Consider the following 23,707-nt stretch of genomic DNA (forward strand, 5'->3'; position numbering starts at 1 on the left):
TTATGTGTTAATATCAGCGCAAATTTCTAATCTCATCCAATTGTTTTTTACCTGCGTTTCACCATATTATGTAAGGTCAGCCCATGAATCAAATTCTATTAGAAATCGTTCCAAGAGATATAAATTCTGTTTTGCAAGATGTGAATTTTGTTAAAAGTAATTTTCATCACATAACAGAAATTAATATACCAGATCTACTAAGATTCGATAATCGAAGTTGGGAAGTGGCGTCTTCTGTTCGGCCAATTTTCTCTAATGTGATCCCTCATATACGAGCCATTGATTTTGATATAAACAATTGCGAAAATCTGATTCATACTCTAAAATCGCATCAGATCCCGTCGGTTGTTGTCATCAAAGGTGACCCACCTACGGATATGTCAAAACGAGTTTACCCAACTACATCCATACAAATGATCAAGAAACTAAAAAAAGAAATACCCCAACTTAGAGTATTTGCTGCGATTGATCAATATCGAGTTGGTATCAAAAATGAGTTTGATTATATCGAATTGAAGAAAGATGCAGGGGCCGATGGATTTTTGACTCAGCCATTTTTTGATATGAGATTGGTTGATATTTTTTCAGAAAAACTGAATGGTTTGGAAGTTTATATTGGAATTAGTCCTGTGATCACGGAGAAATCCCAAAGTTATTGGGAATCTATGAATCGGGCTTATTTTACAAAAGATTTTCAACCGAGTATGGAATGGAACGTGAAATTTGCAAAGGATGTGATTTCATATTGTTCGAAGAACGGTATGAATGCTTATTTGATGCCTATCCGAATCAATTTAGCAGAATATTTACATCACATTTTTACTTGAGTTTGCGCACAAGCGTAAAATCCCTTGCGGGTATAAGATCGAGGATACAAGCAAATCATCAGTGAATGGACGAAAGGAATCCAACATAATTTGTGTATTAGGAAATTGTTGTAACACTTTGGATCCTAGAATGAGACAAGGAGAATAACATGAAGAATTTATTTGTCTTACTGTTCGTTGGAATTTGTAGTTATTGTAACGAAAATTCATCTACTGATCCAGCTTTATCGAATGTAACAACTGATCACAAACAAATTGAGGAACCTAAGTTAGAAATAACAGATGACGATATTAGATATCATAAACATTTCGTCAAAAATGATTTAGGGTTGAGAAAAGAGTGGAAGGGGGTAGCTAAATATTTACGAAGCGATAATGAAACAAATTCAAACGTTGAAGTAACAATCGATCTTTGTAATTTTCCATACAGTGAAACATTGGTATTTTTGCATGAGCCTAAACTCAATAGAAAACGAAATTTTAGTACTTTAGACATAACAGACCAAGATTATCAAATACCGACTTTTCATGTTCACTTTTATATACCAGGCGACTTTTCATTTAGTGATGATTTCATAACGGGGTATCTTTCGTTCGATGCGAAAAATAAAAAACTTTCATTCTTAGGGAATGACTATTTCAGTCCTATGGAATTCAAGGACTATCGGTGTCGGAATAATGATTTATAAATCAAAGTGGAGCTACACAAAAAGTAAAAATACTATACTTTGATTATTCGATTGCTACAGGAGGTGAACAACAAGCAAAAATTTCTTTTACGGTTGGACAGGCACAATGGAGTTCTACAAAAGAAAACTCTATTTACTGGACTAGGTGTAATGTATAAATTTAAAACTTATAGTATTGGAGATAGAACGGTGGTTCATTATGAAGACTGATTTTTTAATTGTAAGACTCAAAAAGATGAGAATCGCGAGACCAATATTGATTCTTTTAATAATGACAACTTGGAATTTATTTTCAGAGAAAGAAGTGTATATGCAAGATTTTGAAAAGAATAAATTTTGCCTAAAAAAAGATGAATATGTAAATGAAATAGTCAGACAACCTGCGATTTTTGTCGGCTCACCAAGTTACAGTAGTCGTTTCAAAAGAAATAAGATCGAACTAAATTGGAAAGCAAAAGCAGATTCCGAAGAATTTACAGTTATATTAAAATTATTTGAGGTTCCTTATAGACAGCCAGACGGTGAGCCTATTATTGGAAAACCAATCCAAAGAGTTATAGAAAAGATACAGATGCTGCCTGGGAAACCCGTCAATAAAACTTATTTTCTAAAAATTCCCGAGAACTACTCTCAATTTAAAGAAGATTACGATTCGTTTACAGTTTTCTTCGATATAAAAATAGAGAACATGACGAATAAGAAATCATGTTTTGAGAAATTCCAAATCAGTGGTGTCGGATTGAAGGAATAAAAATAACTTTCTAATCAAATGCCTCGCCTAAACAAAAATTTTTACCAAAGCGTTCGCTATGTTAGACGCTGGCTTCACATAAGAATGATTCTGAACGCAGAATACAAACAGAACTTATTGAAAGGTGTCTAACCGAAATAAGTAATGTTTAAAAGAGAGTATTTTCTCTTACGTGCTTTTCTTCCAAAAGTATTTGTGGTAATGTTCGCCTAGCTAGAGTTAATTTTATAATTGGTAGTTTCTATATCTGGTTTAAGGAGAGTGGGTTGGGAGAAGGGAGTAAAGCGACAGTTAACAAAACTCTTAAAACAAGAAAAACTAACGGGCGATAAGTGAAATGTGCATATCCCACAAATTGTCTTCAATTCAATGCAATGCTAAGTTGGAATCAATGCAAGGATTAGCCTTGATTTTAGTTGTTTTGTATTCCCTCTTAAACATTTGTAAATGATTGGCTGTCTTTCAATCCCATCCCTCTTGCGCCAGCGATAGAAGCGGAAATCCTTTCCAGAGGAAAGATTGGAGCGGATAGCGCGGTCGTTTTAAAATCAATTACTGATCCAATAACAAATGCGAGGCGCCCAGGAATTGATTTTAATTTGAGCGGGAAGGGGTGACAGGCATATAGTACTTGAGTCCTAAGTTTCCTTGGATCTCAGGTGCCCATAGTTCGTCGAGTGTGCGACCAGCTTCTCTCGCATTGATGGGAACTCGCACCATCCCTTCAAAGGTAAGGTTGCTATTCGAAATACTGATCCCTGGTGTGACGTAAACTTGTCTTCCTACGAAGTTGGTTCGCGAGGGTTCTTGGGCACGGATAGAGGAATTAAAACGATTGGAATATTCGGATGCATCAAACCGGTGTAATTCGGAGAGTTGCAGAAACAATTCCCAACGAGAGTTTTTGATAAAGGAAAATAAATTACGATTGAGTCGGTATTTGATCCGCACTTTTGATTCAGCCACATCCACATACCCACCCGATGCTTGGTTCAGTGACATACCCATGCTGAGACCCAAATCAAATGTGAAACCATTGCGGTAGTACACATACGTTACATTTGGTTGGTAGGAAAGGATTGCAGCGTTTGACCTCTCTGGTCTGACATCAAAATTCCCTTCCGGGTTGCGGTATGGATTGACCGAAGAAAATGGTACCACTGGCGAAAAAATCTGAATGCCTGCGATGGGATCGTCGGATTTAGAAAAAATGGAATGGGAACCAATTTCCAATTCTTTTGGGAATCGAAATGGGATTAGTATCGCCAAATTTCCGTTATGTGACCCGCCTACTTGGAAGAGGGAAGCCCTTGGATCGGTAAAAGAATAACTCGAGAAAAAAGGTAGACCTTGCGCTAAAAGGGTCAGGCTCGTTAAGGATACGAGAATCGAGATAAGAGTGATCTTTTTTAGCATCTAAAAGCATTTCTGTCTGATTTTCCTTTGTTTGGCAATGAAATTTGCTTTCTTCTCTTCCTTTTTTTGTTATAAGTGAGACCGATGAATCAAAACGATACCAAAGTTGAACAATTTGGACCTTGCACCATCCCAAACCCAGCAGGGTATGACTACTGGACAGAAGACAATTCCGTTGTCCTTTTCCAAACCATCTTTTCGGGTCCAGATGACGCCAAAAAAACCATTGATTCAAGCCCTGTCTTCTTTGAACAAGCGGGTCCAAAAGAAAAAATCTACTACCGACCGGAAGAAGTGACCGCGGGCATTGTTACTTGCGGTGGGCTTTGCCCTGGCATCAACGATGTGATCCGAGCACTCGTGATGGAATTACATTATCGTTACAAAGTTCCAAGGATTTTAGGCTTCCCATTTGGGTATGAAGGGCTTGTGAAAAAATTTGGGCATAGGCCTGTCGAACTCACTCCTGATAAGGTTGCTCACATCATGAATTTTGGTGGATCCATCCTTGGGTCTTCGAGGGGCAATCAAAAGATCGAAGATATGGTGGATACTTTGTTTTTGTATGGAGTGAAGATGTTGTTTTGCATTGGAGGGGATGGGACCTTACGTGGTGCCGAAGCCATCCAAGCCGAGATCAAAAAACGAAAAGAAGACATCGCGATTGTTGGCATTCCGAAAACCATCGACAATGATATCAATTATGTCCAAAAAACTTTTGGGTTCTCAACTGCGTTTAGTAAGGCAGTAGAAGCTGTTAATTGTGCCCACGAAGAAGCAAAAGGTGCACCGAATGGGATTGGTCTTGTGAAACTGATGGGACGCCACTCAGGTTTCATTGCCGTGAATTCTGCATTGGCTTCTAAAAATGTAAATTTTGTCCTCATCCCAGAGCTTGATTTTGATTTAGAAGGGGAAGGTGCTTTTCTTCCCGTTTTACTCGATCGTGTGAAACGGAGAGGGCATGCTGTTGTGATTGTGGCGGAAGGGGCTGGGCAAAAGTATTTCGAAGACAAGGGTGAAAAAGACCGATCGGGTAACAAGAAGTTGGCGGACATCGGAGTATTTATGAAAGATAAAATCACCGAATACTTTCAGAAAGAAGGAGCTGCTTTAAATCTCAAATACATAGATCCAAGTTACATCATCCGATCTGTTCCTGCTAATGCAGAAGATTCTGTTTTTTGTGGGTTCCTTGCCCAGAATGCGGTGCACGCCGCGTTTGCCGGTCGTACCGGATGTGTGGTTGGAATTTGGAACAATGTGTTTACTGTGATGCCAATATCACTTGCCATTGCCGAACGAAAAGTCCTTAGGCCAGAACGGAGTACTTTGTGGAGAGCACTGCTTGCTTCCACGGGCCAACCAAATTCGATGAAAGCAAAATAGGATTTCTGCAAAATTTTTTCCTTCCTATGGATTCTCGGTTTTGTCTAAATGGTATCGTGAATACCAGGGAATCAAAACTAGGGAAGGAAAGACGAATTGTGAGTGCAGTTCTCCTCACAACCTTTGCCTTTGTTTTGGTTTGTACCGCGGGTTTTTTCCCTTGTCCCAAGATCGGTTTCATGAATGGATCGTTTGGTTCTGACAACTTACAAGACATTGCGATGCCATGCCATGCGCCTTCCAACGAAGGAGGGACATCCAGTGAAGGGGCGAAGGGAGATCCAACATGCCAATGTGAAGAGATTTCAAATTCAGAAGGTGTTTCCTTTCAAATTGAATTTTCCAAATTGGTCCGAGTCTCATTTCAGAAACTCTACGTCCTATCGCAATTAGATTTGCCAGTTCTAAGGTTAGAGTGGCAAAAAAATCTGCATCTATCGGAATCCATTCCGAATCAATTCCAAATCCAACAAAATACCATCAAACTACTCATTTAAACCAACCCCATTTTGATTCAAATAAAAATTGGAGGTCATTCTATGAGATTACTTTACATATGTATATTAAAATATACTACATTATTGATATTCTATGCGTTTTCGGTCCAAGTTTATGGCGAAAGTTCAATAAGTATTGATAAAAAGATACATACAATTCTAAAAACACATCCAGAAGTTTCGTTGAAATTCTTAGAAGCAAAAGAAAAAGAATTTCGATCCAAACATGTCGATGTTTACCCTGATCCAAAAATTGGATTTGCATACAGGTCCTATCCTTATCGTTCCGGATTCAGTACCGATAGGGTTAGGCCAGACACTCCGAGTATGACAGGAAAGGAGTATTCGATTTCCCAAGAAATTCCCTTCCCAGGGAAATTGGATATAGAAAAACGAATCTTAAAATCGGATTCAGAATTGGATTTTTGGACAGGTGTTTGGGTTCAAAATGAATTTTTGAAATCTTATTTTGAACTGGTCCTTTCTCTTGCAGCAAATGAAAGGGAATTGGCTGATTTGGAAACTGTCCAAAAACAACTGGAAACAAAAATCAAATTGGAATCAGCACAGTATGCTGCCACTCAATCGAAAATTACAAATGCATTAAAAACAAAAAATGCAATTGAGAGAATCAAAGATCGAATCGCTGAAAAAAGAATTGGAGTAAAAGAACTTAAAGAGTCATTAAAATTTTATGATGATCACTTGAGTGATACCCATATTTCAGAAACAGAAATCATCGAATACCTTTCTTATCAAGAAAAGTATATAGAAGAGGAGTTAACTCAAGTTTCCATTTCAAAAATACCAGCAATTCAATATGCAGAAGTAAACCAATCCAAAGCCATCCAGGAATCCAAAAAAGATGAACTTCTCCATTTTCCTGATTTTGAAGTGTTTGTGAGTTATATGGAAAGACGGCGTAAACCATTTTTATTGGATAGTGGCCCATTGAATGTCGCGATCATGGACAATCCTGAATTTGCGGGAGACCTTTGGAGTGCCGGTGTAACGGTCCGATTGCCTGTATGGTCTTTGTCAAAAGTTGATGAACTCAACCAATCCAATGCAATCAAAATCACAAGGTTACAAAAGGAAAAAGAAAAAGAACGTAAGAGGATTCAAGCAGAATATTATGCAACAGTTGAAGCCTGGCGAGGGAATATGGAACGACTCCAAAACTACCAATTGAACCTTTTGCCAACCTTGCAGAAAAATATCAAAACGTCTCTTTCTTCTTACTCAAAAGGAGATTCCTTACTTGGTGAAAGTTATGAATTCATCATCGAATCATTAGAGATGCAATCACAATTACACCAAATTCAGTTTAGAAGATGGGCTTCTGTTTTGAAGTTATTACAACTCACCAATCACTTACTTCCTGAAGGAGGAAATTATGAAAACTAAAACACTTATACTCATCAGTTTATTGTTTGCGATCTTTTTGGAATCGTGCGGAGAAACAACGCATAACCATAAAGAGGTGTATACATGCCCGATGCACCCACAGATTGAAATGGACCACCCAGGGGAATGCCCGATTTGTGGGATGCAACTTGTCAAAAAAGAAGAAGAACCAGTTGGCACAAATCATTCAGACCATGCCAATACACTTCAAGATGATACTCCAAAGAGTGAATCTAGTTTAAAATTATCAGACAACAAACAATCAATTTTAAATTTAGAAACCGTTTTTGTGTCTAAGGGAGAAATACAAAAATCCATCAATGTGAGTGGGCAGGTTGCCTATGATCCAGAAATTTTTTCCACAGTCAATGAATACAAATCAATTCCAAATGAAGGAGAATGGGGGAAGGATTTAAAACAAGGGATTCGGTTAAAATTCGCCAAATTGGGGTTAAGTGAATCACAAATACGTTATGCACTCTCAAAAAATGTAGATTTGTTTTTAACAGGGAAATCAGGTAAATCAGCCTTGCTCGTATTTCAGGTATATGAAAATGACATTCCATTTTTGAAAGTTGGGAAGAGTATCGATATCGTTACAGAAAACGAATCAGGAGGCCCAAAAAAAGCAAAGATCGTAGCAATTGGGAATCTCATCAATGAAGAAACTCGTACCCTTTCTGTTTGGTGTGAATTGAAAGATCCATCCAATGGATTCAAACCTCAGATGTATGTCCAAGGTTCGTATGAAATCCAAAAATTGAATGTTTTACGAATCCCAAAAGATTCCATTTTGCCAACTGGTAAATCGGATTTGGTTTACCACAAAACTGGCCAAAATCAATTTCTTCCCAAAAAAATTAAAACTGGTTTCTCTTCTTCCGAGTGGGTCGAGGTAATCGACGGCTTGAATGAAGACGACGAAATTGTTTCAAAAGCAAGTTTCCTTTTGGATTCTGAATCAAAACTAAAGTTAGGTGGAGATAAAAATGATCAGCACAATCATTAAATTTTCAGCAAATAACCGATACTTAGTCATCATCATCACATTGTTTTTAGTGTTTTTATCACTATTTGCAATGAAACATATCCCTCTGGATGCTTTGCCTGATATGTCTGACACACAGGTGATCATATATTCCAAATGGGACCGAAGTCCTGATATCATTGAAGACCAAGTTACCTATCCGATTGTCAGGTCCTTACTCGGTGCTCCAAAAGTAAAAGCAATCCGCGGGTTTTCGGATTTTGGATATTCGTTTGTGTATGTGATCTTTGAAGATGGAACGGATTTGTATTGGGCACGTTCGAGGGTCAATGAATACATTTCTCAATTGCAGAACAATTTACCAACGGGTGTGAATTTAAGTTTAGGTCCTGATGCAACTGGTGTTGGTTGGGTTTACCAATATGTACTCGTCGACGATACAAACCAAATGGATTTGGCAGAGATTCGGTCGTATCAAGATTTTAAATTGAAATACCTTTTCAATTCGGTACCAGGTGTGGCGGAAGTGGCAACCGTTGGTGGCTTTAAAAAACAATACCAAATCCAAATTGATCCGTTAAAACTCCAAATCTTCGGAATTGATATGGATAGAGTGATTGATACAGTCCGTAAATCCAATGATGATGTAGGTGCTAGGTTACTGGAAATTGGTGGGGCAGAGTACATGATCCGAGTGCGGGGGTATGTGCAATCCAAAGAAGACATCGAACAAATTTCGTTAGGTGCAAGTCCATCTGGAACCCCAATCTATTTGTCTCAGGTGGCAAAGGTTGTGGATGGGCCAGACCTTCGGCGTGGTGTTGGAGATTGGAATGGTGAAGGAGATAAGGTTTCCGGGATCATCATCATGAGGCATGGTGAAAATGCGTTGAAGGTGATTGAATCCATCCAAGAGAAAGTGAAATCCATTGAACCTTCCTTACCAAAAGGATTAAAAATCATACCAGTTTACGATCGTTCGGTGCTCATAAAAGAAACGATCCAGTTGTTAAAGGAAAAATTAACAGAAGAAATCATTGTTGTATCCATCATCATCCTGATTTTTTTATGGCATATCCCATCCGCCATTGTTCCCATTTTAACGATTCCCATTGCAGTCCTTCTTTCTTTTTTACCAATGTATTTGGCTGACATTGGTTCCAACTTGATGTCACTCGCAGGAATTGCCTTATCCATAGGTGTGTTAGTTGATGGTGCCATTGTAGAAGTGGAAAATGCGTATAAAAAATTAGAAGAATGGGAGGCGAGTGGTCGTATCGGTGATTTTCATGCGATTCGTTTGGAAGCACTTTTGGAAGTGGGACCATCTGTCTTTTTTTCACTTCTCATCATCGCCGTTGCATTTTTTCCAATTTTTACCTTAGTGGACCAAGAAGGGCGGCTCTTTCGTCCACTAGCGATTTCCAAAAATTTAACCATGGCAATTGCTGCGATCCTTGCCATCACTGTGGACCCTGCGTTTCGAATGTTATTCACAAAGATGGATCCGTTTACAAAATTCACTCCTTTGCTCAATCGACTATTCACTCATATTTTTGTTGGGAAATACTATTCGGAGAAAAACCATCCCATTAGCAAACGATTGTATGCGTTGTATGAACCAATCGTCCAAAATGTTTTGGTCCATCCAAAAAAAACAATACTAGCAGCCGTTATGCTATTTATTGCCACAATCCCGGTGTATTTTAAACTGGGGACTGAGTTTTTGCCACCACTCAATGAGGGTTCCATTCTTTATATGCCAACCACTTTACCAGGTATCAGCATTGGAGAAGCAGAAAGAGTTTTACGTCTGATGGACCAAACTCTAGTGAAGATACCAGAAGTTTCTTCTGTGTATGGCAAAGCAGGTCGTGCTGACACTTCTACTGATCCGTCTCCAATTTCGATGTTCGAAATTGTAGTTTTATTAAAACCAGAATCAGAGTGGAGGTCTGGACTTTCCAAAGAAGACCTTGTGAAAGAAATGAATGAGAAATTAGACATCCCAGGTTTTTCCAATGCTTGGACCCAACCCATCCGTGCAAGGATTGACATGTTGTCTACTGGGATCAGAACTCCCATTGGAATCAAAGTCCAAGGAGAAAATTTAGAACAAATCCAAGAGGTTGGCATCCAAATTGAATCGGTTTTAAAAAAACAAAATGGTGTTCGTTCCATTTTTGCTGAGAGGACATCTGGTGGGTATTACATAGATATCAAAATCAAAAGGGAACTTGCCGCAAAATATGGTCTGACAGTGGAGGATATCCAGAAAACCATATTATCCGCATTAGGTGGAGAGACCATTTCAACCACAATCGAAAAACGTGAGAGGTATTCGATTCAAATTCGTTACCCTAGAGAATACCGAGATAGTTTAGAGATGATAGCAAAGGTGCTCATCCCCATAAAAAATGGAGGGCATATCCCTTTGAGTTTTCTTGCCACATTGGATTACAATATAGGTCCCACGATGATCCGTGATGAAAATGGATTTTTAACAGGGTATGTGTATTTAGATACTACAGAGTCCGATTTGTTAGGGTTTGTGAACCGAATGAAATCCATTGTGGATGCGGAAGTCCAAATTCCGAAATCAGTGTTTTTGGAATGGAGTGGCCAATATGAGAACATCATCCGAGTGCGTAACCGTATGATGATTGTGGTTCCCATCACTTTAGTCCTCATATTCTTTTTGTTGTATATCAATACGAAGTCAGTTGTGAAAACAGCGATTGTATTAACAGCAGTTCCGTTTTCGATGATAGGGGCCTTTTGGTTTTTGTATCTTTTGGATTATCAAATTTCGGTTGCGGTTTGGGTGGGAATTATCGCATTACTTGGATTAGATGCTGAGACAGGAGTTTTTATGCTGATGTATTTGGACCTTTCCTATGAAAAGTACAAATCTCAAAATCCAAATTTAACAATTCCAGAACTGAAATTTGCCATTATCGAAGGGGCGGTGCATAGGATCCGTCCCAAAATGATGACGGTTTTATCAGGTTTTATTGGTCTTTTGCCCATTATGTGGGCAACGGGGTCGGGATCTGACCTGATGAAACGGATAGCCGCTCCGATGGTGGGAGGACTTGTGACTAGTTTTGCCTTGGAACTTGTGGTTTACCCTGCGATTTATTATTTATGGAAACAAAAGGAATTAGGAGTAGGGAAGGTAGGTAAACCAGAGAAATTTGCAAATTAAAAGCAAAAAGTTGGATGGCTGATTTTTTTAAATCAGCTATTCTCCACTTTCTTTTGGAACTTCAGGATATTATCCCGAATCTCTTCTTCTTTTTTGTGAAGTTCCTTCAGGAATTCTGTATCCAAAATCATTTCTGGTTTTTTGATGAATTTACTCTCATCATAATTGTCGATTTCATACAACAAGTCTTCAATATTGGATTCTACTTTGACCAAACTTTGGATGGACTCCACCACCTTTTTGTTTACAAAGAGAATTTCTTTGAACCGTAAGATATAATGTTGGAATCTGTTTTCGCGGATCATGGCTTGCCTTTGCATTTCTTTCACCACTTCGCGTTCCTTTAGAACTTCTTTTTTTTCGACAAGGATTTGGATTTTAAAAATACGAATTAAATTTTCTGTTTCTAATTTATAATTTTCAAAACTACTATTATGGTTGTTCTGAAGGTCTTCCAATTGTTTGCGAAATTCTTTTTCGCGTAACCTATCTTGTTCTTTGCGTAATTTGTCAGATGTTTGGAGTGCGTTTTTGACTCTTGTTTCGATCACAGAATCTAACATCGCTTTGTGCAGTTTGTCCAAACGTAAAAACACTGCCATTGCATATAGAATGCGTTTCATAAAATCTCCTTATCCTTAGTTTAGACGGATGATAAAGAGAGAAAGGTCATCATGTGGCTCTGCTTCTCCCACAAATTCACTTACTTTTTGTAAAATTGCTTGTCTGATCACTTCTGGAGGATCGTTGATATGTGATAAAATCACAGATTCCAGCCGTTCTTCTGAAAAGAGTTCTTCTTTTAGATTCATCGCTTCTGTCACACCATCAGTATATAGTACAAGTAGATCTCCTGGCATGTAACTTACAGTGTGTTCGGAAAATTCACATTTACCAATCCCCATTGGTTGGCCTTTGCCCGATAAGTGTTGGATCTTATGGTGTTTTTTACGATAGATAATTTGTAAATTATGACCGGCTGATGAATAAGTTAATTCTTTTTTTGTCATATTGATGCGTACAAGCATCGCTGTGACAAACATTAAGAAACCTGATTTATCTTGTAAGATTTGATTCGCGTTGAAGAGGGCTTCACTCGTCGACGTGGTTTTGGATACTTCTTGTTGTAACACCGTTTTGGAAAACTCCATAAAGAGTGCGGCAGGGGTTCCTTTTCCAGATACATCGGCGATGATCACAGATACTTCGTCTTTTCCATGAACAACCATATCATAAAAGTCTCCACCAATTTCGCGGGATGCTTGGTAGTATGTGTCAAATTCAAGAAGTGAGTATTGTTTTGGAATGATTGGCAGTGAGTGTTTTTGGATCATGGCTGCCACTTGCATATCACGATCAATATTTTTTAAACGTTCACTTTGTATCTTTACCTGTAGGGCAGTGTATGCTTCACCGACTTGGTTTGTCAGAGTCCTTAAGATACGGATGTCCATTTCATCAAACCGAGTTCGAGAGGTTTTATCGGAAACAACAAGAGAACCCAACCACTCCTTGTTTTTCAGAATGGGGAATAAAATCATGCTGTGTTGGAAAAGACCTTTATGGGTGAGTTGCAACCCTTGTGGTGAGTTGGCAGCGATCACTTTAAAACCTTTGTACATCCAATCCGCTTTGTCATTGAAAAGTAAACCAACCACATCTTCATCTTGGATTTGGTCAGAGAACCCCTTGGACTTGGAACGGGGGAGGCCTCGTTTTTCAATTTTTTCAAAATTAAGGCAAACTCGGTCCACTTGCAAAACTTCGGAAATCGTTTTGACGGCAAGGTCCATAAATTCATCAGAACTTTGGATATTGGCTAGGGCTTGTGAAATTTGGAAAAGGCAATTGAGTTCGTTTGCTCGAAGGTTTAAATTGTCGATGAGGAGACGGTTTTTCACCGCAATGGCCGCTAAGTTGGATAGATAACGTAAAATTTTGATATCGGTTTGGTTGAAGTCCCGATTGTCTAGTGAGTTAACTGCTTCGAGGACACCTTGCACTTCCCCTTGGGCCACCATGGGAACACAAATTAAGTTTCTCGTTACATAACCAACTTTTTGGTCAATGGCTTTGAAGATCCTTGGGTCATTGGCAGCATCATTTACGATTTCAGGTTTTAAGGTCTCAAGCACCATACCTGCAATCCCTTTTCCCCTAGGTACTGTTAGGTGGGCCAAAGATTCTTCTTTGAGTCCACTTGTCGTATTAAAAACCAATTGGTCATTTTCTTTATCGTAAAGTAATAAGGATGAACCTTCTGTATGTAACACATCACGAGTGATGCCCATAATTTCACTGAGAAGGGTATTTAAATCTTCTTGTGAATTGATTCGACTCGTTATATCTGAAATCAGACTTAATGTTAATAATTTCGTTGGCATCCAAATCTATCCTTGTTCGATCAAACTTCCAATCCCTTGGTTGGTCAAAATTTCAATTAAAACGGAATGGGGCACTCGACCATCAATGATGTGAGCACGTTTGACTCCAGAATCAATCGCTCCCAAACAACACTCCACTTTTGGTATCATGCCACCAGAGATCTGTCCAGTTTTAATATACTGATGGATATCAACTTTTTTGAGACCCGTTACCAATTTACCATCGATTAGGATACCAGGTGTGTCTGTGAGTAAAATGAGTTTATCAGCATGAAGGGCTTGTGCAATGGCACCTGCCATCGTATCGGCATTGATATTAAGAGTTTGTCCTTCTTTTGACATCGCCACTGGGGAGATGATCGGAATAAAACCTTCACGTTGTAAGGTGAGGATGATATTAGGATCTACAGATGTGATTTCACCTACAAGACCCAAATCTATTTTTTGGTTTTTGCCATCTTCACCTTCCACTTCCATCAGGTATTTTTCAGCAAGGGCAAGGCCACCGTCTTTTCCAGAAAGGCCAACGGGTTTTCCCCCTTTTTCTTGGATGAGGGAAACAATTTGTTTGTTCACTTTGCCTGTGAGGACCATTTCCACTACTTCCATCGTGGGTTCATCTGTCACACGGTGGCCACGGATGAACTGCGTATTCAAATTTAATGACTTGATGAGTGAATTGATTTCGGGTCCACCACCATGGACCACTACTGGATTGATCCCTAAGTATTTGAGTAAAACAATGTCTTCGGCAAAAGATGCTTTGAGTTCTTCTTCCACCATGGCTGCTCCACCATATTTGATGACGATGGTTTTTCCAGAATATTTGATCAAATAGGGAAGTGCTTCTAAGATATGATTGATTTTTTCTGATTGGTGGTCCATAAAAGTCCTCATTTATGATAATGAATTTTAAAGCCGCCGTTGTGCAAGTCACAAGTACCGCAAGGGTTTCAAATAACCTAACTAAGTGTAGGCAATTTGTGGAGGAAGCGTGCAAAGCAGGTGCTAAGGTTGTGGGCTTACCTGAAAATTTTTCTTTTATGGGAAGTGAAGCCGAAAAACAAAATCTCCTTGGCCAAATCGAAAGAGAAACCTTCCTCTTTCTAAAAGAAACCGCAAGCGAACTTGGAATTTATCTTTTGGGAGGAGGGTTCCCAACAAAAGCACCATCGGGGAAGGTGTACAATACTGCCGTCATCATCGGTCCCAATGGGGAAGAGGTATTCCGATACCACAAAGCCCATTTATTTGATGCGGTTGTGGGAGATGGATTTTCATACAAGGAATCGAATCACACAGAAAGTGGGGAAAAAATCCCCGAAGTTGTGCAAACTGAATTTGGAAAACTTTCTTCAGCCATTTGTTATGACCTTCGTTTCCCTGAACTCTTTCGCGCTTTATCAAAACAAGGAGTGGATCTCTGTTTTTTGCCTGCTGCGTTTACCGTACCCACAGGAGAAGCCCATTGGCATGTCCTACTGCGAGCAAGGGCCATTGAAAACTTGATGTATGTTTTGGCACCAGGGCAAACCGGAACCCACGACCCTCACGGGAAACGAAAGACCTTTGGCCATTCGCTTATCATCTCTCCCTGGGGAGAAATTTTGGCAGAGTTAAACCATGAAGAAGGATTTGCCATTGCCACAATCGAAATGGAAAAACTTTCTGAGATCCGCAATACCTTACCGAGTTTAGAACACCGTAGGTTTTGAGTTTAAAAAAATGATTTTTTGGTAGAGGATGATTTTTTCATCAATATAAAATCTTTCATCACCTTTTCTGCGGCTTTTTGTTTTTCCATGTGTACAAAGTGTCCGCATTCTGAAAATAAAACTGCTTTTACATGAGGTGTGGTTCGTTCCAATTCCATCACATGTTTTCCTGGGATGATGGGATCTTCCTCTCCTCGCATGATGAGGGTGGGTACTTGGTTTCCAAAGACAATGGGACGGATGTCTGTGCGATCAAGCATCTCAAGGATCATTAGAATTTGCCTTGGGTTTAGGCATTCAAATTGTGGGTTGTATTCTTTTAAAAATTGTTTGATGTCTTCCCTTGCATGGAAAGCTGTCGAATCATAGACACCATACGAAAATCCAATTTGTAAGGCTTTGGGTAGAGACTTTCCAATCTTAAAACCCAAATCAAAAAAAGTTCCCAGGTTGGCACGGAGTCCCACAACCCCAATCTTTAAAATCCCAGGCACTGGTCCATGTACATAAGGTGCGATGGCGACTACTTGTTTGATTCGTTGTGGAAAAAGTGAGGCAATGGCAAGGACAGCCATACCACCGGTCGAATGGCCAATCAGGGTGATGTCTTTTTCTCCAGCACTTGCCCAAATCCCTTGGGCCTGGGTTTCTAAAAAATCTTGAAGGGTGAGTCCCTTTTTTTGGTCAAAAATTTCAGCGGGGTAATGACCAACTAAGTCAAGTTCGATGACGTCTCCTAACGTACGAAAAAAAGGAATGTTGAGTCCCCAATACCCAGCTGCAGAACACCAACCTCCAACGAGAACGATGATTTCCTTGGATTTCGGATTGAGGGATTTATGCCTAACATAAGTTAATCTATGATTTTTCCAATTGTATATTTGTCTCTCTGACATATGGTCCTCTAGTCTTCAATGATACGAGGGAAGGATCCCAAAATTTTTGTCACTACTTCGTAATTGATGGTTCCTGTCCATGTGGCATGGTCATCGGCAGAAATCACTTCATTCCCAGACTTCCCGAGGATCACAACATCGTCACCAATTTTAGCATCGGGGATATGGGTGATGTCGAGCATTGTCATATTCATACAGATCCTACCTAAAATTTTGGCCCGTTCTCCATGAACTAACATATAACCATTGTTTGATAACTTTCGGTCTAGACCTTCGTAATAACCAACCGGAACCACAGCAAGCCTTGTATCATGAGTGGTTTTGAATGTGGATCCGTAACCAACAAAGGTTCCGGGGTTTAGATTTTGGATGTGTTGGATTTGGGTTTTCCAAGTGAGAGCAGGTTTTAACATCCCTACATCTTTTTTCATTAAAGAAAGGGAGAGTTTGGTTTCAAGACTGGGCCAAAGGCCGTAGAGAGAAATCCCAACACGGACAAGGTCCATCCTTGCTTCCGAAAATAACATAGCAGATGCCGAAGAGGCACAGTGGCAGATGAGATCGATAAACCCGTGTTTAGCGAATGTGTCAATGGTTTCTTGAAACCGCCCAAGTTGTAACATGGAGTGACTGTGTTCTGTGAAATCTTCCGTACTGGCAAAATGGGTAGCGATGCCTGAAAGGGGGAGTTTTTTCTCCGCAATTTCTTTTGCGATCACTTCTGCATTTTGATAGGGGATTCCCAGACGGCTCATCCCGGTATCCACTTTCAAATGGATTTTGGGAGTAGGAGAAAGTTTCGCCAAAATTTCCAACTCTTCGACCCTCGAAACAAGGACCCAAAAGTTTTCATCCGCAAGTTCTGCTTTTCGTTCTGCTAAATTGGGAATGCTCCCCATGATGAGGATGGTGGCTTTTGAAAACACACGCCGAATCGAAACGGCTTCTTCAATCGAATTCACCCCTAAATAGTCAGCTCCGGCATCGAGGGCAATGGATGCAGTGGCTAGAAGCCCATGGCCATAGGCATTTGATTTGACGATGGCAGTGAATTTCGATTTGGGACCTATGAGTTTACGGAAAAGGGCAATGTTATGGCTAAAAGCGGAACGGGAAAGGTAAATCTGAGAAGATTGCACGGTCCCATTTTTTTTTACTTTTCTCTTCTGTCGCTTCAGATATTTCTAATTTTACATGTCAGAATCTCCATCTGTTTTCCCTTCCTTCCCAAAATTTTCCGACTGGAAAGGCATTTCCGAGTATTTCCCCGTACAAAACGAATCGGTTTGGTTGAACTACTGTGGGACCACTCCCATGTCCACCTATGCCATCGAAATGATGAATGTTTATTTCCAAGAGTATGCAAAATTTGGGATCTTTGCCCCAAATTTTTCTGAAACCCTAATTAAAAAAGAAATTCGTACTTACCTTTCAGAAATTTTACATTGTGACACAACTGAGATTGGGATTGTACATAACACAAGTGAGGGGATGAATTTTTATTCGCATAGCATCCAAATTCCAAAAGGAAAACGAATCCTCGTTTTGGAAAATGAATACCCAAGTAATGTATACCCTTGGGAACATTGGCAATCCAAAGGAGTTACCCTTGCCTTTGTGAAAGTGGGGAAAACTCCCGATGAATTTTTAGAAAACCTAAAACTTGAACTAGAAAAAAACGATGTGTACCTCCTTAGCCTATCACCTGTTCACTGGTGTACTGGTGTGGTATTTGATATGGATGCAGTCTCCAAACTTTGTGAAACTCACAATACCAAACTGGTAATTGATGGGAGCCAAGCGGTTGGACACATCCCTTTGGATTTTTCCAAAATCAAAGTTGCCTTTTGTGCTTTTGCTGCGTGGAAGTGGTTACTTGGTCCCTTAGGACTTGGGGTGATTTACATTTCCAAAGAAGAATCGAAAGGTTTCCAATTGGTATTTAAAGGACAAGCAAGTGTTGTGAACGACTCCAATTATTTCCCTTATCGGGACGAATGGAAACCAGCCGCCGAACAATTTGAACAAAGTACAATCAACTTCAATGATTGGATTTATTTTTTTGCTTCTCTCAAAATGTTGTCCACTCTTGGATTTGTCCGTGTACAGGAAAGGATCTATGAAGTGGCAGGGATGTTGAAAGATATGTTACATGAATTAGGTTTTACGTTAGAATCTGATTCTTTCCCCCATGTGAAAACAGGGATCCTTGCGATAACGGGTCACAAAAACCCAAACAAATTCCAACCTGATGCCATCCAAGCACACCTGAGAGGGAAGGGCATCATCACTGCCGTCCGCTTAGGACGATTGCGAATGGCCCCACATATCGGAGTGGAAAAGGAACATGTCCTTCGTGTCAAAAACCATTTACAATCCTATTTGGAAAAATTGTAAAAAAGGATAACTGTTATGTGGAGACTTCATGATCTGTTCCGTGTTATCTTTGTTAGGAATTGTTTAAATTTTTGTGTATAGTCGTATCGCCAAACAAATTGTAAACGCGTTTCCTCTCGTATTGCTTTGCATCGCAGGACTTGGATTTGTAAAACCAGAATGGATTGTTTGGTTCAAAGGGCCTTGGATTACGTATAGTTTAGGCCTTATCATGCTCGGGATGGGACTTTCTTTGGAAGTGGATGATTTCCTTCGGATTTTCAAACAACCCAAACCCATCCTCATTGGAACCACATTGCAGTATTCCATTATGCCATTGCTCGGTGATTCACTTGGGTATTGGTTTGGATTACCGGAAGCTTATTCTGTCGGACTCATCCTCGTTGCTTGTTGCCCTGGTGGAACTGCATCAAATGTGATCACATTCCTAGCAAAAGCAAATGTCCCTTTGAGTGTCACACTCACATCGGTTTCCACTATCCTTGGAATCCTTTTCACTCCAGCTCTTGTTGCCTACTTCATTGGGAGTCGTTTGGAAATTGACCGTATGGGGCTTGTCCTCACCACCTTCCAAGTCATCCTCTTGCCTGTGGGGCTTGGGCTTTTTCTCAAATCCTTTTTCCCAAAGCTTACCGAAAAAACAAAAGATGTATTCCCCGTACTTTCTGTCCTCCTCATCGCGATGATTGTGGCGTCCATCATTGCCAGCGGAAAAGAAACCATACTCGGATCTGACTACCGTATCTTTTTGGCCGTGGTTTGTTTGCATGTGGGTGGGTTTGGACTTGGGGGAATCTTTGCTTGGGCCCTCACGCGGGATGCAAAGATTGCGCAAACCATCTCCATTGAGGTGGGAATGCAAAATTCAGGACTTGGGGCAGTGCTTGCCAAAACCCATTTTATCGATCCCAACACCGCAATCCCAAGTGCTTTGTCGAGTCTCACACATTCGCTTCTCGGAAGTCTCTTTGCGACCTATTTTCGAAGGGAACCGAAAAAACCGGCTATTGTGAATTGACTATATATGGGGTCGGTACGTCATGGCATAAATTATGAGAGAAATCATAAAACTAACCTGTGTCCCATGTGCGATACCTGGGCGGTCAAATTACTTCCAGACGAAAAACAAAAAGACAAAGTCGGAAAAACTTGTGACAAAAAAATATTGCAAATTCTGCAAATCTCATACGGATCACAAGGAATCCAAAGTCTAAGGAATAAGATGCCGAAACCAGCTGCAAAATCCTCCGCCGAAAAGGGAGTCGACAAGAAGTTCATCGAAGAGGTGCGTGAGCTCCTCCAAGAGAAAAAAGAATCTCTTCTTATCAAACTCAACCAATGGGAAGACACAAGTTCTCCTTCTGGCCTTAAGGAAATGGGTGATATTGCAGACATCGCATCCGAACTCAACTCAGAAGCCCTCACTTCTGTTTTGACTGAAAACGAAATTGAGACTCTACGTGAAATCGAACTCGCATTAGAGAAAATTGAAAACGGAACGTATGGGATCTGTGAAGGGACAAAGAAAAAAATCCCGATTGCAAGACTCAAAGCGATCCCGTGGACAAGATTCACTGTAGAATTCGCGGAACAAATGGCGAAAAGCCGTAACCGCGGCGCTGGTGGTTACCGAGTGGATACCCTTTCGGCTTACCCCACAACTGGAATGGATGTCGATTCTCTCGACTAGAGGGAATCGCATAGTTCCTTTTTCCAAATCCAAAATCCCCCCGATCGCCTAATTCTCTTCCCCCGTTTAAATTACAATTGATTCGCCATACCATTCCTTAAACTCTTTCTATCGTGAGATTTTTAGAGCGGTTCCGATCTTTGCCCATAACCGATTTGGTTTTTTTCTTTTTGGTAAGTTCCCTTGTTTGGAACTTACACCGGTATGTGGAACCCGTTCCCACATCTATTTTTTACCCATCTTTCCTTTTACAATTTTCCCTTGGATTTTTCCCACAACTGTACCAAAGGAAATGGGGAAGGGTATGGACAAGTGCCTCTGCCATCACGATGGTAAGGCTCCCCTTTTTATCAGGAATCCCAATGGCTGGTTCTTACCAATTGGTGGGTTTATTCCTTGGGTCGATCCTTGGGATATGGGTTCGCGAAACCTTACTCGTGTTACTTGGTAGGAATGAAACTGCCTTACCGAAACAATCCGAACAAATCATCACAGATTGGATGATCCGGAACCCAACAGGGAAATCCAATCTTCCCATTTGGTATGCAACGTATTTTGGATTTTTGTTTTTTATCCTTTGCCTCACAATTTTGTGTTTTTTGCGATACCAAGGATTTGGAATTTTTACAGGTCTTGGGATCCAAGAATTTTTATATTACCCAAGTCTTTCTTCCCGGGAAGCGATGGGTCTCTCATGTAAAATTTTAATTCCAACCACACTTGTGATTTTGTATTTCTTTTCGGAAGAAAGATCCATGCCCACTCCTTCCAAGGACAGTTTGTCCGAACAAATTCGTTTTGGATTGTTTTTAGGTTTGGGTCTTAATCTCTTTTTTATGACCATCCAATCCCTTTGGAGTTTGGAATTTTTTTCCGAGGGAACTCATCTTAGCGTTTCGGCAGGTCGGACTACTGGATTGTTCCAAGATTCAGGTTCTGCTTCTTGGATTTTACCCGTACTCGGATTTTTATGGGTAAAAAAACTAACCCATGTTTGGCGAATGTCAAAGGAACGGTTTAGTTTGGTGTTGGCCGTTTTCTTTTTTTTACTGATCACTTGGCTTGGCATCAAACAAGGAAAAGCATTTTGGATCATATGGGGTCTCACTACATCGATATGGCTTGTCCATTTTTCTACTGACCTATGGATCATTTCAAATCGAACCAAACTCCTCACTCGCATTGGGTTGTATGTTTTTTTACCAGTGTTAGGCTGTCTTTTGATGTATGGAATCAGTTTGGTCCCAAAAGAATGGGACCTGGTGGTTTTAGCAAATCGGTTTATCTTATTTTTAAAATCATTCCCAACAAATCCAAGTTTAGCCTTCCAACATTTGGATTTGGTTCGGTTTGAACTCATCCGTTTTGCAAACCTTGGAATCCAAAACTCCCTTTGGTTGGGCAATGGGGTGGGCGCTTTCCCTCTCGGTATCTTATCTCTTTCTCGGAGTGGGGTTGAGACTGCCATCCAATTTGTCGATTTCCCTCCTACTTTTTACCATTGGATTTTGTATGATTTGGGAATTTTGGGAAGCCTTGTGTTTTTGTTTTACATTGGGATTTTTTTATGGGAAAGAGGGCATTGGAAACAAACCATATTACTCCTCCTCCCATTTTTGTTTGGGGTACAAATCCAAAATGCAGATGGGGCCTTTGTTTGTTTTTATTTGATCCTTCTTGGGGAAAAGGGAACTGGATTTTCACCTAGTTTTGACAAGTATCGAAAAACAATATGGTTTTCGCCACTCCTGCTCATCTTATCCCTTGGGCTTCCACTCAACTACAGTTTGTTTGATTCCCAAAACTATCTCGCGTTAGGAATGGGTTCGGAATACCGCAAAAACGAATTAAAAGAATACCAAATTGCATACACCCTCCCACCTAAGTCCCCAAATTTTGAATACGAATTCCATGGGAAACATTGGGAATGGAAACTTGTGGATTCCAATGCCCAAAGGTCAGGACGTATTTTTTTAGAGACAAATTCTAAATCTTCCCTCGTTGAAATTTACTTTTTGAATGGGGAAAGGCAGCGCATCAAACAAGAGTTATTTGCAGAAACCAAGTCTGGTTATGTTTGGTCGGGTGATGCTCCAAAAGGTGCCAGTTACATTCGAATCCATTCTAGATCCAAATTGGAATTTCGTTTGCCCAAATCCCAATTTGATGGTTTAGGAAGGATCCAATTTTAACGAGTTGATAAAATCATTTTATCCGTTTCGCTATGGATGTTATTGATTTGATTTTTTAAAATCTCCGTTGTTTGTAAAATGTCTTGTTGGGCTGCACGGATTTCTTCACATTCTTTTTGGATGGTATCAGACAAAGACTGGATTTCTTCTAAATTGGAATTGATCGTTACAATCTCTCCATACACTTCGCCTGATGTATCCCTCACACGTTCTGCCACATCATCTAAGGTTTTTGCTTTGGAGAGAATGGCACCCCCACGTGACTTCAGTTCTTGGATGGATTGCACTACTTCTGCGATGGTTCCATGGACCACATGGATTTCGCCGGCAATGAATTGAAAGGCATCACCTGATTCAATTCCCAATCGTTCCGCCCGTTTGTAATCACTTACGTTTTCGTTTAAGATTTTAGAGATTTGTTTTGCATTATTGGCGGTGACTGTAGATAGATTTTTGATTTCTTCTGCAATGACCGTAAATCCTTTCCCTTCGGAACCAGAATGTGTGGCTTCGATGGCAGCGTTGATCGCAAGTAAGTTGGTTTGTTTGGAAACACCATTGATGAAATCAATGAGTTTCAAAATATTCCCAGAGGATTCACTTATTTTTTGGATGGTTTTATTGGTATCATCCACCTTGCCCCTTCCATCTTGGCTCAAAGACACAAGGTTTTCCATGGTTTCATTCCGACTTTGGATTTCTGCGATCACTACATTTACAATCTCAAACATGATATTGATTTCTTCTGAAGTTTTGCCAACAGCTTCCATCAGTCGCACTTCTTCCGAAGCCAATTGGGAAACGATTTGGTATACCCGATCAATGTCTTTTCCTGTGAGTTGTATTTTTTCATTGAGTTCTAAGATGTGTTTTCCGATCGCATCAAGCCTTTCATGAAGGTCGGAACAGGTTTTTAAAAGGATTTCTGAATATTCGTGCATGTCAATGCCATAACCTGAAAGTAAGAGGACTGGGTCGGTATTTGTGACCGTTGGTTCTAAGTAGCGTTTCAGAATATTCTTATGTTTTTGTTTCCTTATCAAAAAGAACCCAAATGGAATGAGAAGTCCCCCTTGTAATGCGTATGAGATTGGCTCGGCAAAGGGGCCAAAATGAATTTGGTAGATGATGATCGCAAGGAAAAGTAAAAAGAAACCTAGATAAATGGAATCATTCCAAAGCAATTGGTTGTACAACCTTTGTTTTTCTTTGTCCACACGTTCATTCTGCATTGGTTTTCCTAAAAATTGGGGATTTCTAA

21 protein-coding genes are annotated in these 23,707 nt (G+C 40.0%); 14 read left to right on the top strand and 7 right to left on the bottom strand.

The genetic code is table 11. The features are described from left to right. Window positions 1–83: 83 nt before the first annotated feature. The 3 genes from EHQ62_RS14935 (at window position 84) to EHQ62_RS14945 (ending at window position 2,267) form a co-directional block, all read left to right on the top strand. Window positions 84–827, top strand: coding sequence for a methylenetetrahydrofolate reductase (locus tag EHQ62_RS14935; RefSeq protein WP_135644240.1), 744 nt, complete (start codon window positions 84–86; stop codon window positions 825–827). A gap of 149 nt (window positions 828–976) precedes the next feature. Then, complete coding sequence (locus tag EHQ62_RS14940; RefSeq protein WP_135644242.1) at window positions 977–1,516, top strand: hypothetical protein; 540 nt, start codon at window positions 977–979, stop codon at window positions 1,514–1,516. A 310-nt stretch (window positions 1,517–1,826) separates the two neighbouring features. After that, the gene (locus EHQ62_RS14945) at window positions 1,827–2,267 is read left to right on the top strand and encodes a hypothetical protein (protein WP_135644243.1); all 441 of its coding nucleotides are present in this window, start codon (window positions 1,827–1,829) and stop codon (window positions 2,265–2,267) included. A gap of 594 nt (window positions 2,268–2,861) precedes the next feature. Here the strand turns inward: EHQ62_RS14945 and EHQ62_RS14950 are convergent. Further along, window positions 2,862–3,683 (bottom strand): hypothetical protein, encoded by an 822-nt coding sequence (locus tag EHQ62_RS14950; RefSeq protein WP_135644245.1) that lies wholly within the window; start codon window positions 3,681–3,683, stop codon window positions 2,862–2,864. 84 nt (window positions 3,684–3,767) lie between these two features. On the opposite strand from EHQ62_RS14950, the gene EHQ62_RS14955 reads away from it, so the two are divergent. The 5 genes from EHQ62_RS14955 (at window position 3,768) to EHQ62_RS14975 (ending at window position 11,172) form a co-directional block, all read left to right on the top strand. Next, on the top strand, window positions 3,768–5,072 hold the full coding sequence (locus tag EHQ62_RS14955) for an ATP-dependent 6-phosphofructokinase (RefSeq protein ID WP_135644248.1): 1,305 nt from the start codon (window positions 3,768–3,770) through the stop codon (window positions 5,070–5,072). Between the two features lie 98 nt (window positions 5,073–5,170). Continuing rightward, window positions 5,171–5,569, top strand: a complete 399-nt coding sequence (locus EHQ62_RS14960) for a hypothetical protein (protein ID WP_244241799.1) — start codon at window positions 5,171–5,173, stop codon at window positions 5,567–5,569. Window positions 5,570–5,752: 183 nt separating this feature from the next. Continuing rightward, window positions 5,753–6,976: a TolC family protein gene (locus tag EHQ62_RS14965; protein ID WP_244241800.1), complete on the top strand. Its 1,224-nt coding sequence runs from the start codon at window positions 5,753–5,755 to the stop codon at window positions 6,974–6,976. After that, complete coding sequence (locus EHQ62_RS14970; protein ID WP_135644254.1) at window positions 6,966–7,985, top strand: heavy metal-binding domain-containing protein; 1,020 nt, start codon at window positions 6,966–6,968, stop codon at window positions 7,983–7,985. The genes EHQ62_RS14965 and EHQ62_RS14970 overlap by 11 nt, the downstream gene beginning before the upstream one ends. After that, window positions 7,966–11,172, top strand: a complete 3,207-nt coding sequence (locus EHQ62_RS14975; protein ID WP_135644256.1) for an efflux RND transporter permease subunit — start codon at window positions 7,966–7,968, stop codon at window positions 11,170–11,172. Before EHQ62_RS14970 ends, EHQ62_RS14975 begins: the two co-directional genes overlap by 20 nt. A gap of 32 nt (window positions 11,173–11,204) precedes the next feature. On the opposite strand, the gene EHQ62_RS14980 is transcribed toward EHQ62_RS14975, so the two are convergent. Genes EHQ62_RS14980 through argB form a run of 3 tightly spaced genes read right to left on the bottom strand, consistent with a single transcriptional unit; the run spans window position 11,205 to window position 14,441 of the window. Continuing rightward, window positions 11,205–11,795, bottom strand: coding sequence for a hypothetical protein (locus tag EHQ62_RS14980; protein WP_135644257.1), 591 nt, complete (start codon window positions 11,793–11,795; stop codon window positions 11,205–11,207). 15 nt (window positions 11,796–11,810) lie between these two features. Next, window positions 11,811–13,556, bottom strand: a complete 1,746-nt coding sequence (locus EHQ62_RS14985; protein WP_135644259.1) for a SpoIIE family protein phosphatase — start codon at window positions 13,554–13,556, stop codon at window positions 11,811–11,813. A 6-nt stretch (window positions 13,557–13,562) separates the two neighbouring features. Beyond that, complete coding sequence (gene argB / locus EHQ62_RS14990) at window positions 13,563–14,441, bottom strand: acetylglutamate kinase (RefSeq protein ID WP_135644261.1); 879 nt, start codon at window positions 14,439–14,441, stop codon at window positions 13,563–13,565. Between the two features lie 20 nt (window positions 14,442–14,461). On the opposite strand from argB, the gene EHQ62_RS14995 reads away from it, so the two are divergent. After that, window positions 14,462–15,271, top strand: coding sequence for a carbon-nitrogen hydrolase family protein (locus tag EHQ62_RS14995; RefSeq protein WP_135644263.1), 810 nt, complete (start codon window positions 14,462–14,464; stop codon window positions 15,269–15,271). A gap of 2 nt (window positions 15,272–15,273) precedes the next feature. On the opposite strand, the gene EHQ62_RS15000 is transcribed toward EHQ62_RS14995, so the two are convergent. Both EHQ62_RS15000 and alr read right to left on the bottom strand, forming a co-directional pair. Continuing rightward, a complete protein-coding gene (locus EHQ62_RS15000) occupies window positions 15,274–16,167 on the bottom strand; it encodes an alpha/beta fold hydrolase (RefSeq protein ID WP_135644265.1) in 894 nt (297 codons plus the stop codon). 8 nt (window positions 16,168–16,175) lie between these two features. Beyond that, on the bottom strand, window positions 16,176–17,306 hold the full coding sequence (alr, locus tag EHQ62_RS15005) for an alanine racemase (RefSeq protein WP_135644267.1): 1,131 nt from the start codon (window positions 17,304–17,306) through the stop codon (window positions 16,176–16,178). A 55-nt stretch (window positions 17,307–17,361) separates the two neighbouring features. On the opposite strand from alr, the gene EHQ62_RS15010 reads away from it, so the two are divergent. From EHQ62_RS15010 to EHQ62_RS15030, 5 genes are all read left to right on the top strand, one after another. Continuing rightward, entirely contained in the window at window positions 17,362–18,564 is a 1,203-nt protein-coding gene (locus tag EHQ62_RS15010) for an aminotransferase class V-fold PLP-dependent enzyme (protein ID WP_135644269.1), read from the top strand. Between the two features lie 73 nt (window positions 18,565–18,637). Further along, the gene (locus EHQ62_RS15015; protein WP_135644271.1) at window positions 18,638–19,582 is read left to right on the top strand and encodes a bile acid:sodium symporter family protein; all 945 of its coding nucleotides are present in this window, start codon (window positions 18,638–18,640) and stop codon (window positions 19,580–19,582) included. Between the two features lie 34 nt (window positions 19,583–19,616). Continuing rightward, window positions 19,617–19,778 (top strand): 50S ribosomal protein L33, encoded by a 162-nt coding sequence (rpmG, locus tag EHQ62_RS15020; RefSeq protein WP_081431684.1) that lies wholly within the window; start codon window positions 19,617–19,619, stop codon window positions 19,776–19,778. A gap of 8 nt (window positions 19,779–19,786) precedes the next feature. Beyond that, window positions 19,787–20,254: a TraR/DksA family transcriptional regulator gene (locus EHQ62_RS15025; protein ID WP_135644273.1), complete on the top strand. Its 468-nt coding sequence runs from the start codon at window positions 19,787–19,789 to the stop codon at window positions 20,252–20,254. Window positions 20,255–20,367: 113 nt separating this feature from the next. Further along, complete coding sequence (locus tag EHQ62_RS15030) at window positions 20,368–22,446, top strand: hypothetical protein (protein WP_135644274.1); 2,079 nt, start codon at window positions 20,368–20,370, stop codon at window positions 22,444–22,446. On the opposite strand, the gene EHQ62_RS15035 is transcribed toward EHQ62_RS15030, so the two are convergent. Then, window positions 22,443–23,678: a methyl-accepting chemotaxis protein gene (locus tag EHQ62_RS15035; RefSeq protein WP_135644277.1), complete on the bottom strand. Its 1,236-nt coding sequence runs from the start codon at window positions 23,676–23,678 to the stop codon at window positions 22,443–22,445. The genes EHQ62_RS15030 and EHQ62_RS15035 overlap by 4 nt on opposite strands. Window positions 23,679–23,707: the final 29 nt, after the last annotated feature.

It is taken from the genome of Leptospira jelokensis (assembly GCF_004769635.1).
Classification (GTDB): domain Bacteria; phylum Spirochaetota; class Leptospiria; order Leptospirales; family Leptospiraceae; genus Leptospira_A; species Leptospira_A jelokensis.

Coding starts and splice junctions, on each gene's coding strand:
- EHQ62_RS14995 (WP_135644263.1), top strand. CDS start 14,462: ATGAATTTTAAAGCCGCCGTTGTGCAAGTCACAAGTACCGCAAGGGTT.
- EHQ62_RS15025 (WP_135644273.1), top strand. CDS start 19,787: ATGCCGAAACCAGCTGCAAAATCCTCCGCCGAAAAGGGAGTCGACAAG.
- EHQ62_RS14970 (WP_135644254.1), top strand. CDS start 6,966: ATGAAAACTAAAACACTTATACTCATCAGTTTATTGTTTGCGATCTTT.
- EHQ62_RS14940 (WP_135644242.1), top strand. CDS start 977: ATGAAGAATTTATTTGTCTTACTGTTCGTTGGAATTTGTAGTTATTGT.
- EHQ62_RS14945 (WP_135644243.1), top strand. CDS start 1,827: ATGCAAGATTTTGAAAAGAATAAATTTTGCCTAAAAAAAGATGAATAT.
- rpmG (WP_081431684.1), top strand. CDS start 19,617: ATGAGAGAAATCATAAAACTAACCTGTGTCCCATGTGCGATACCTGGG.
- EHQ62_RS15035 (WP_135644277.1), bottom strand. CDS start 23,678: ATGCAGAATGAACGTGTGGACAAAGAAAAACAAAGGTTGTACAACCAA.
- EHQ62_RS15010 (WP_135644269.1), top strand. CDS start 17,362: ATGTCAGAATCTCCATCTGTTTTCCCTTCCTTCCCAAAATTTTCCGAC.
- EHQ62_RS14955 (WP_135644248.1), top strand. CDS start 3,768: ATGAATCAAAACGATACCAAAGTTGAACAATTTGGACCTTGCACCATC.
- EHQ62_RS14975 (WP_135644256.1), top strand. CDS start 7,966: ATGATCAGCACAATCATTAAATTTTCAGCAAATAACCGATACTTAGTC.
- EHQ62_RS14935 (WP_135644240.1), top strand. CDS start 84: ATGAATCAAATTCTATTAGAAATCGTTCCAAGAGATATAAATTCTGTT.
- EHQ62_RS14950 (WP_135644245.1), bottom strand. CDS start 3,683: ATGCTAAAAAAGATCACTCTTATCTCGATTCTCGTATCCTTAACGAGC.
- EHQ62_RS14985 (WP_135644259.1), bottom strand. CDS start 13,556: ATGCCAACGAAATTATTAACATTAAGTCTGATTTCAGATATAACGAGT.
- argB (WP_135644261.1), bottom strand. CDS start 14,441: ATGGACCACCAATCAGAAAAAATCAATCATATCTTAGAAGCACTTCCC.
- EHQ62_RS14980 (WP_135644257.1), bottom strand. CDS start 11,795: ATGAAACGCATTCTATATGCAATGGCAGTGTTTTTACGTTTGGACAAA.
- EHQ62_RS15000 (WP_135644265.1), bottom strand. CDS start 16,167: ATGTCAGAGAGACAAATATACAATTGGAAAAATCATAGATTAACTTAT.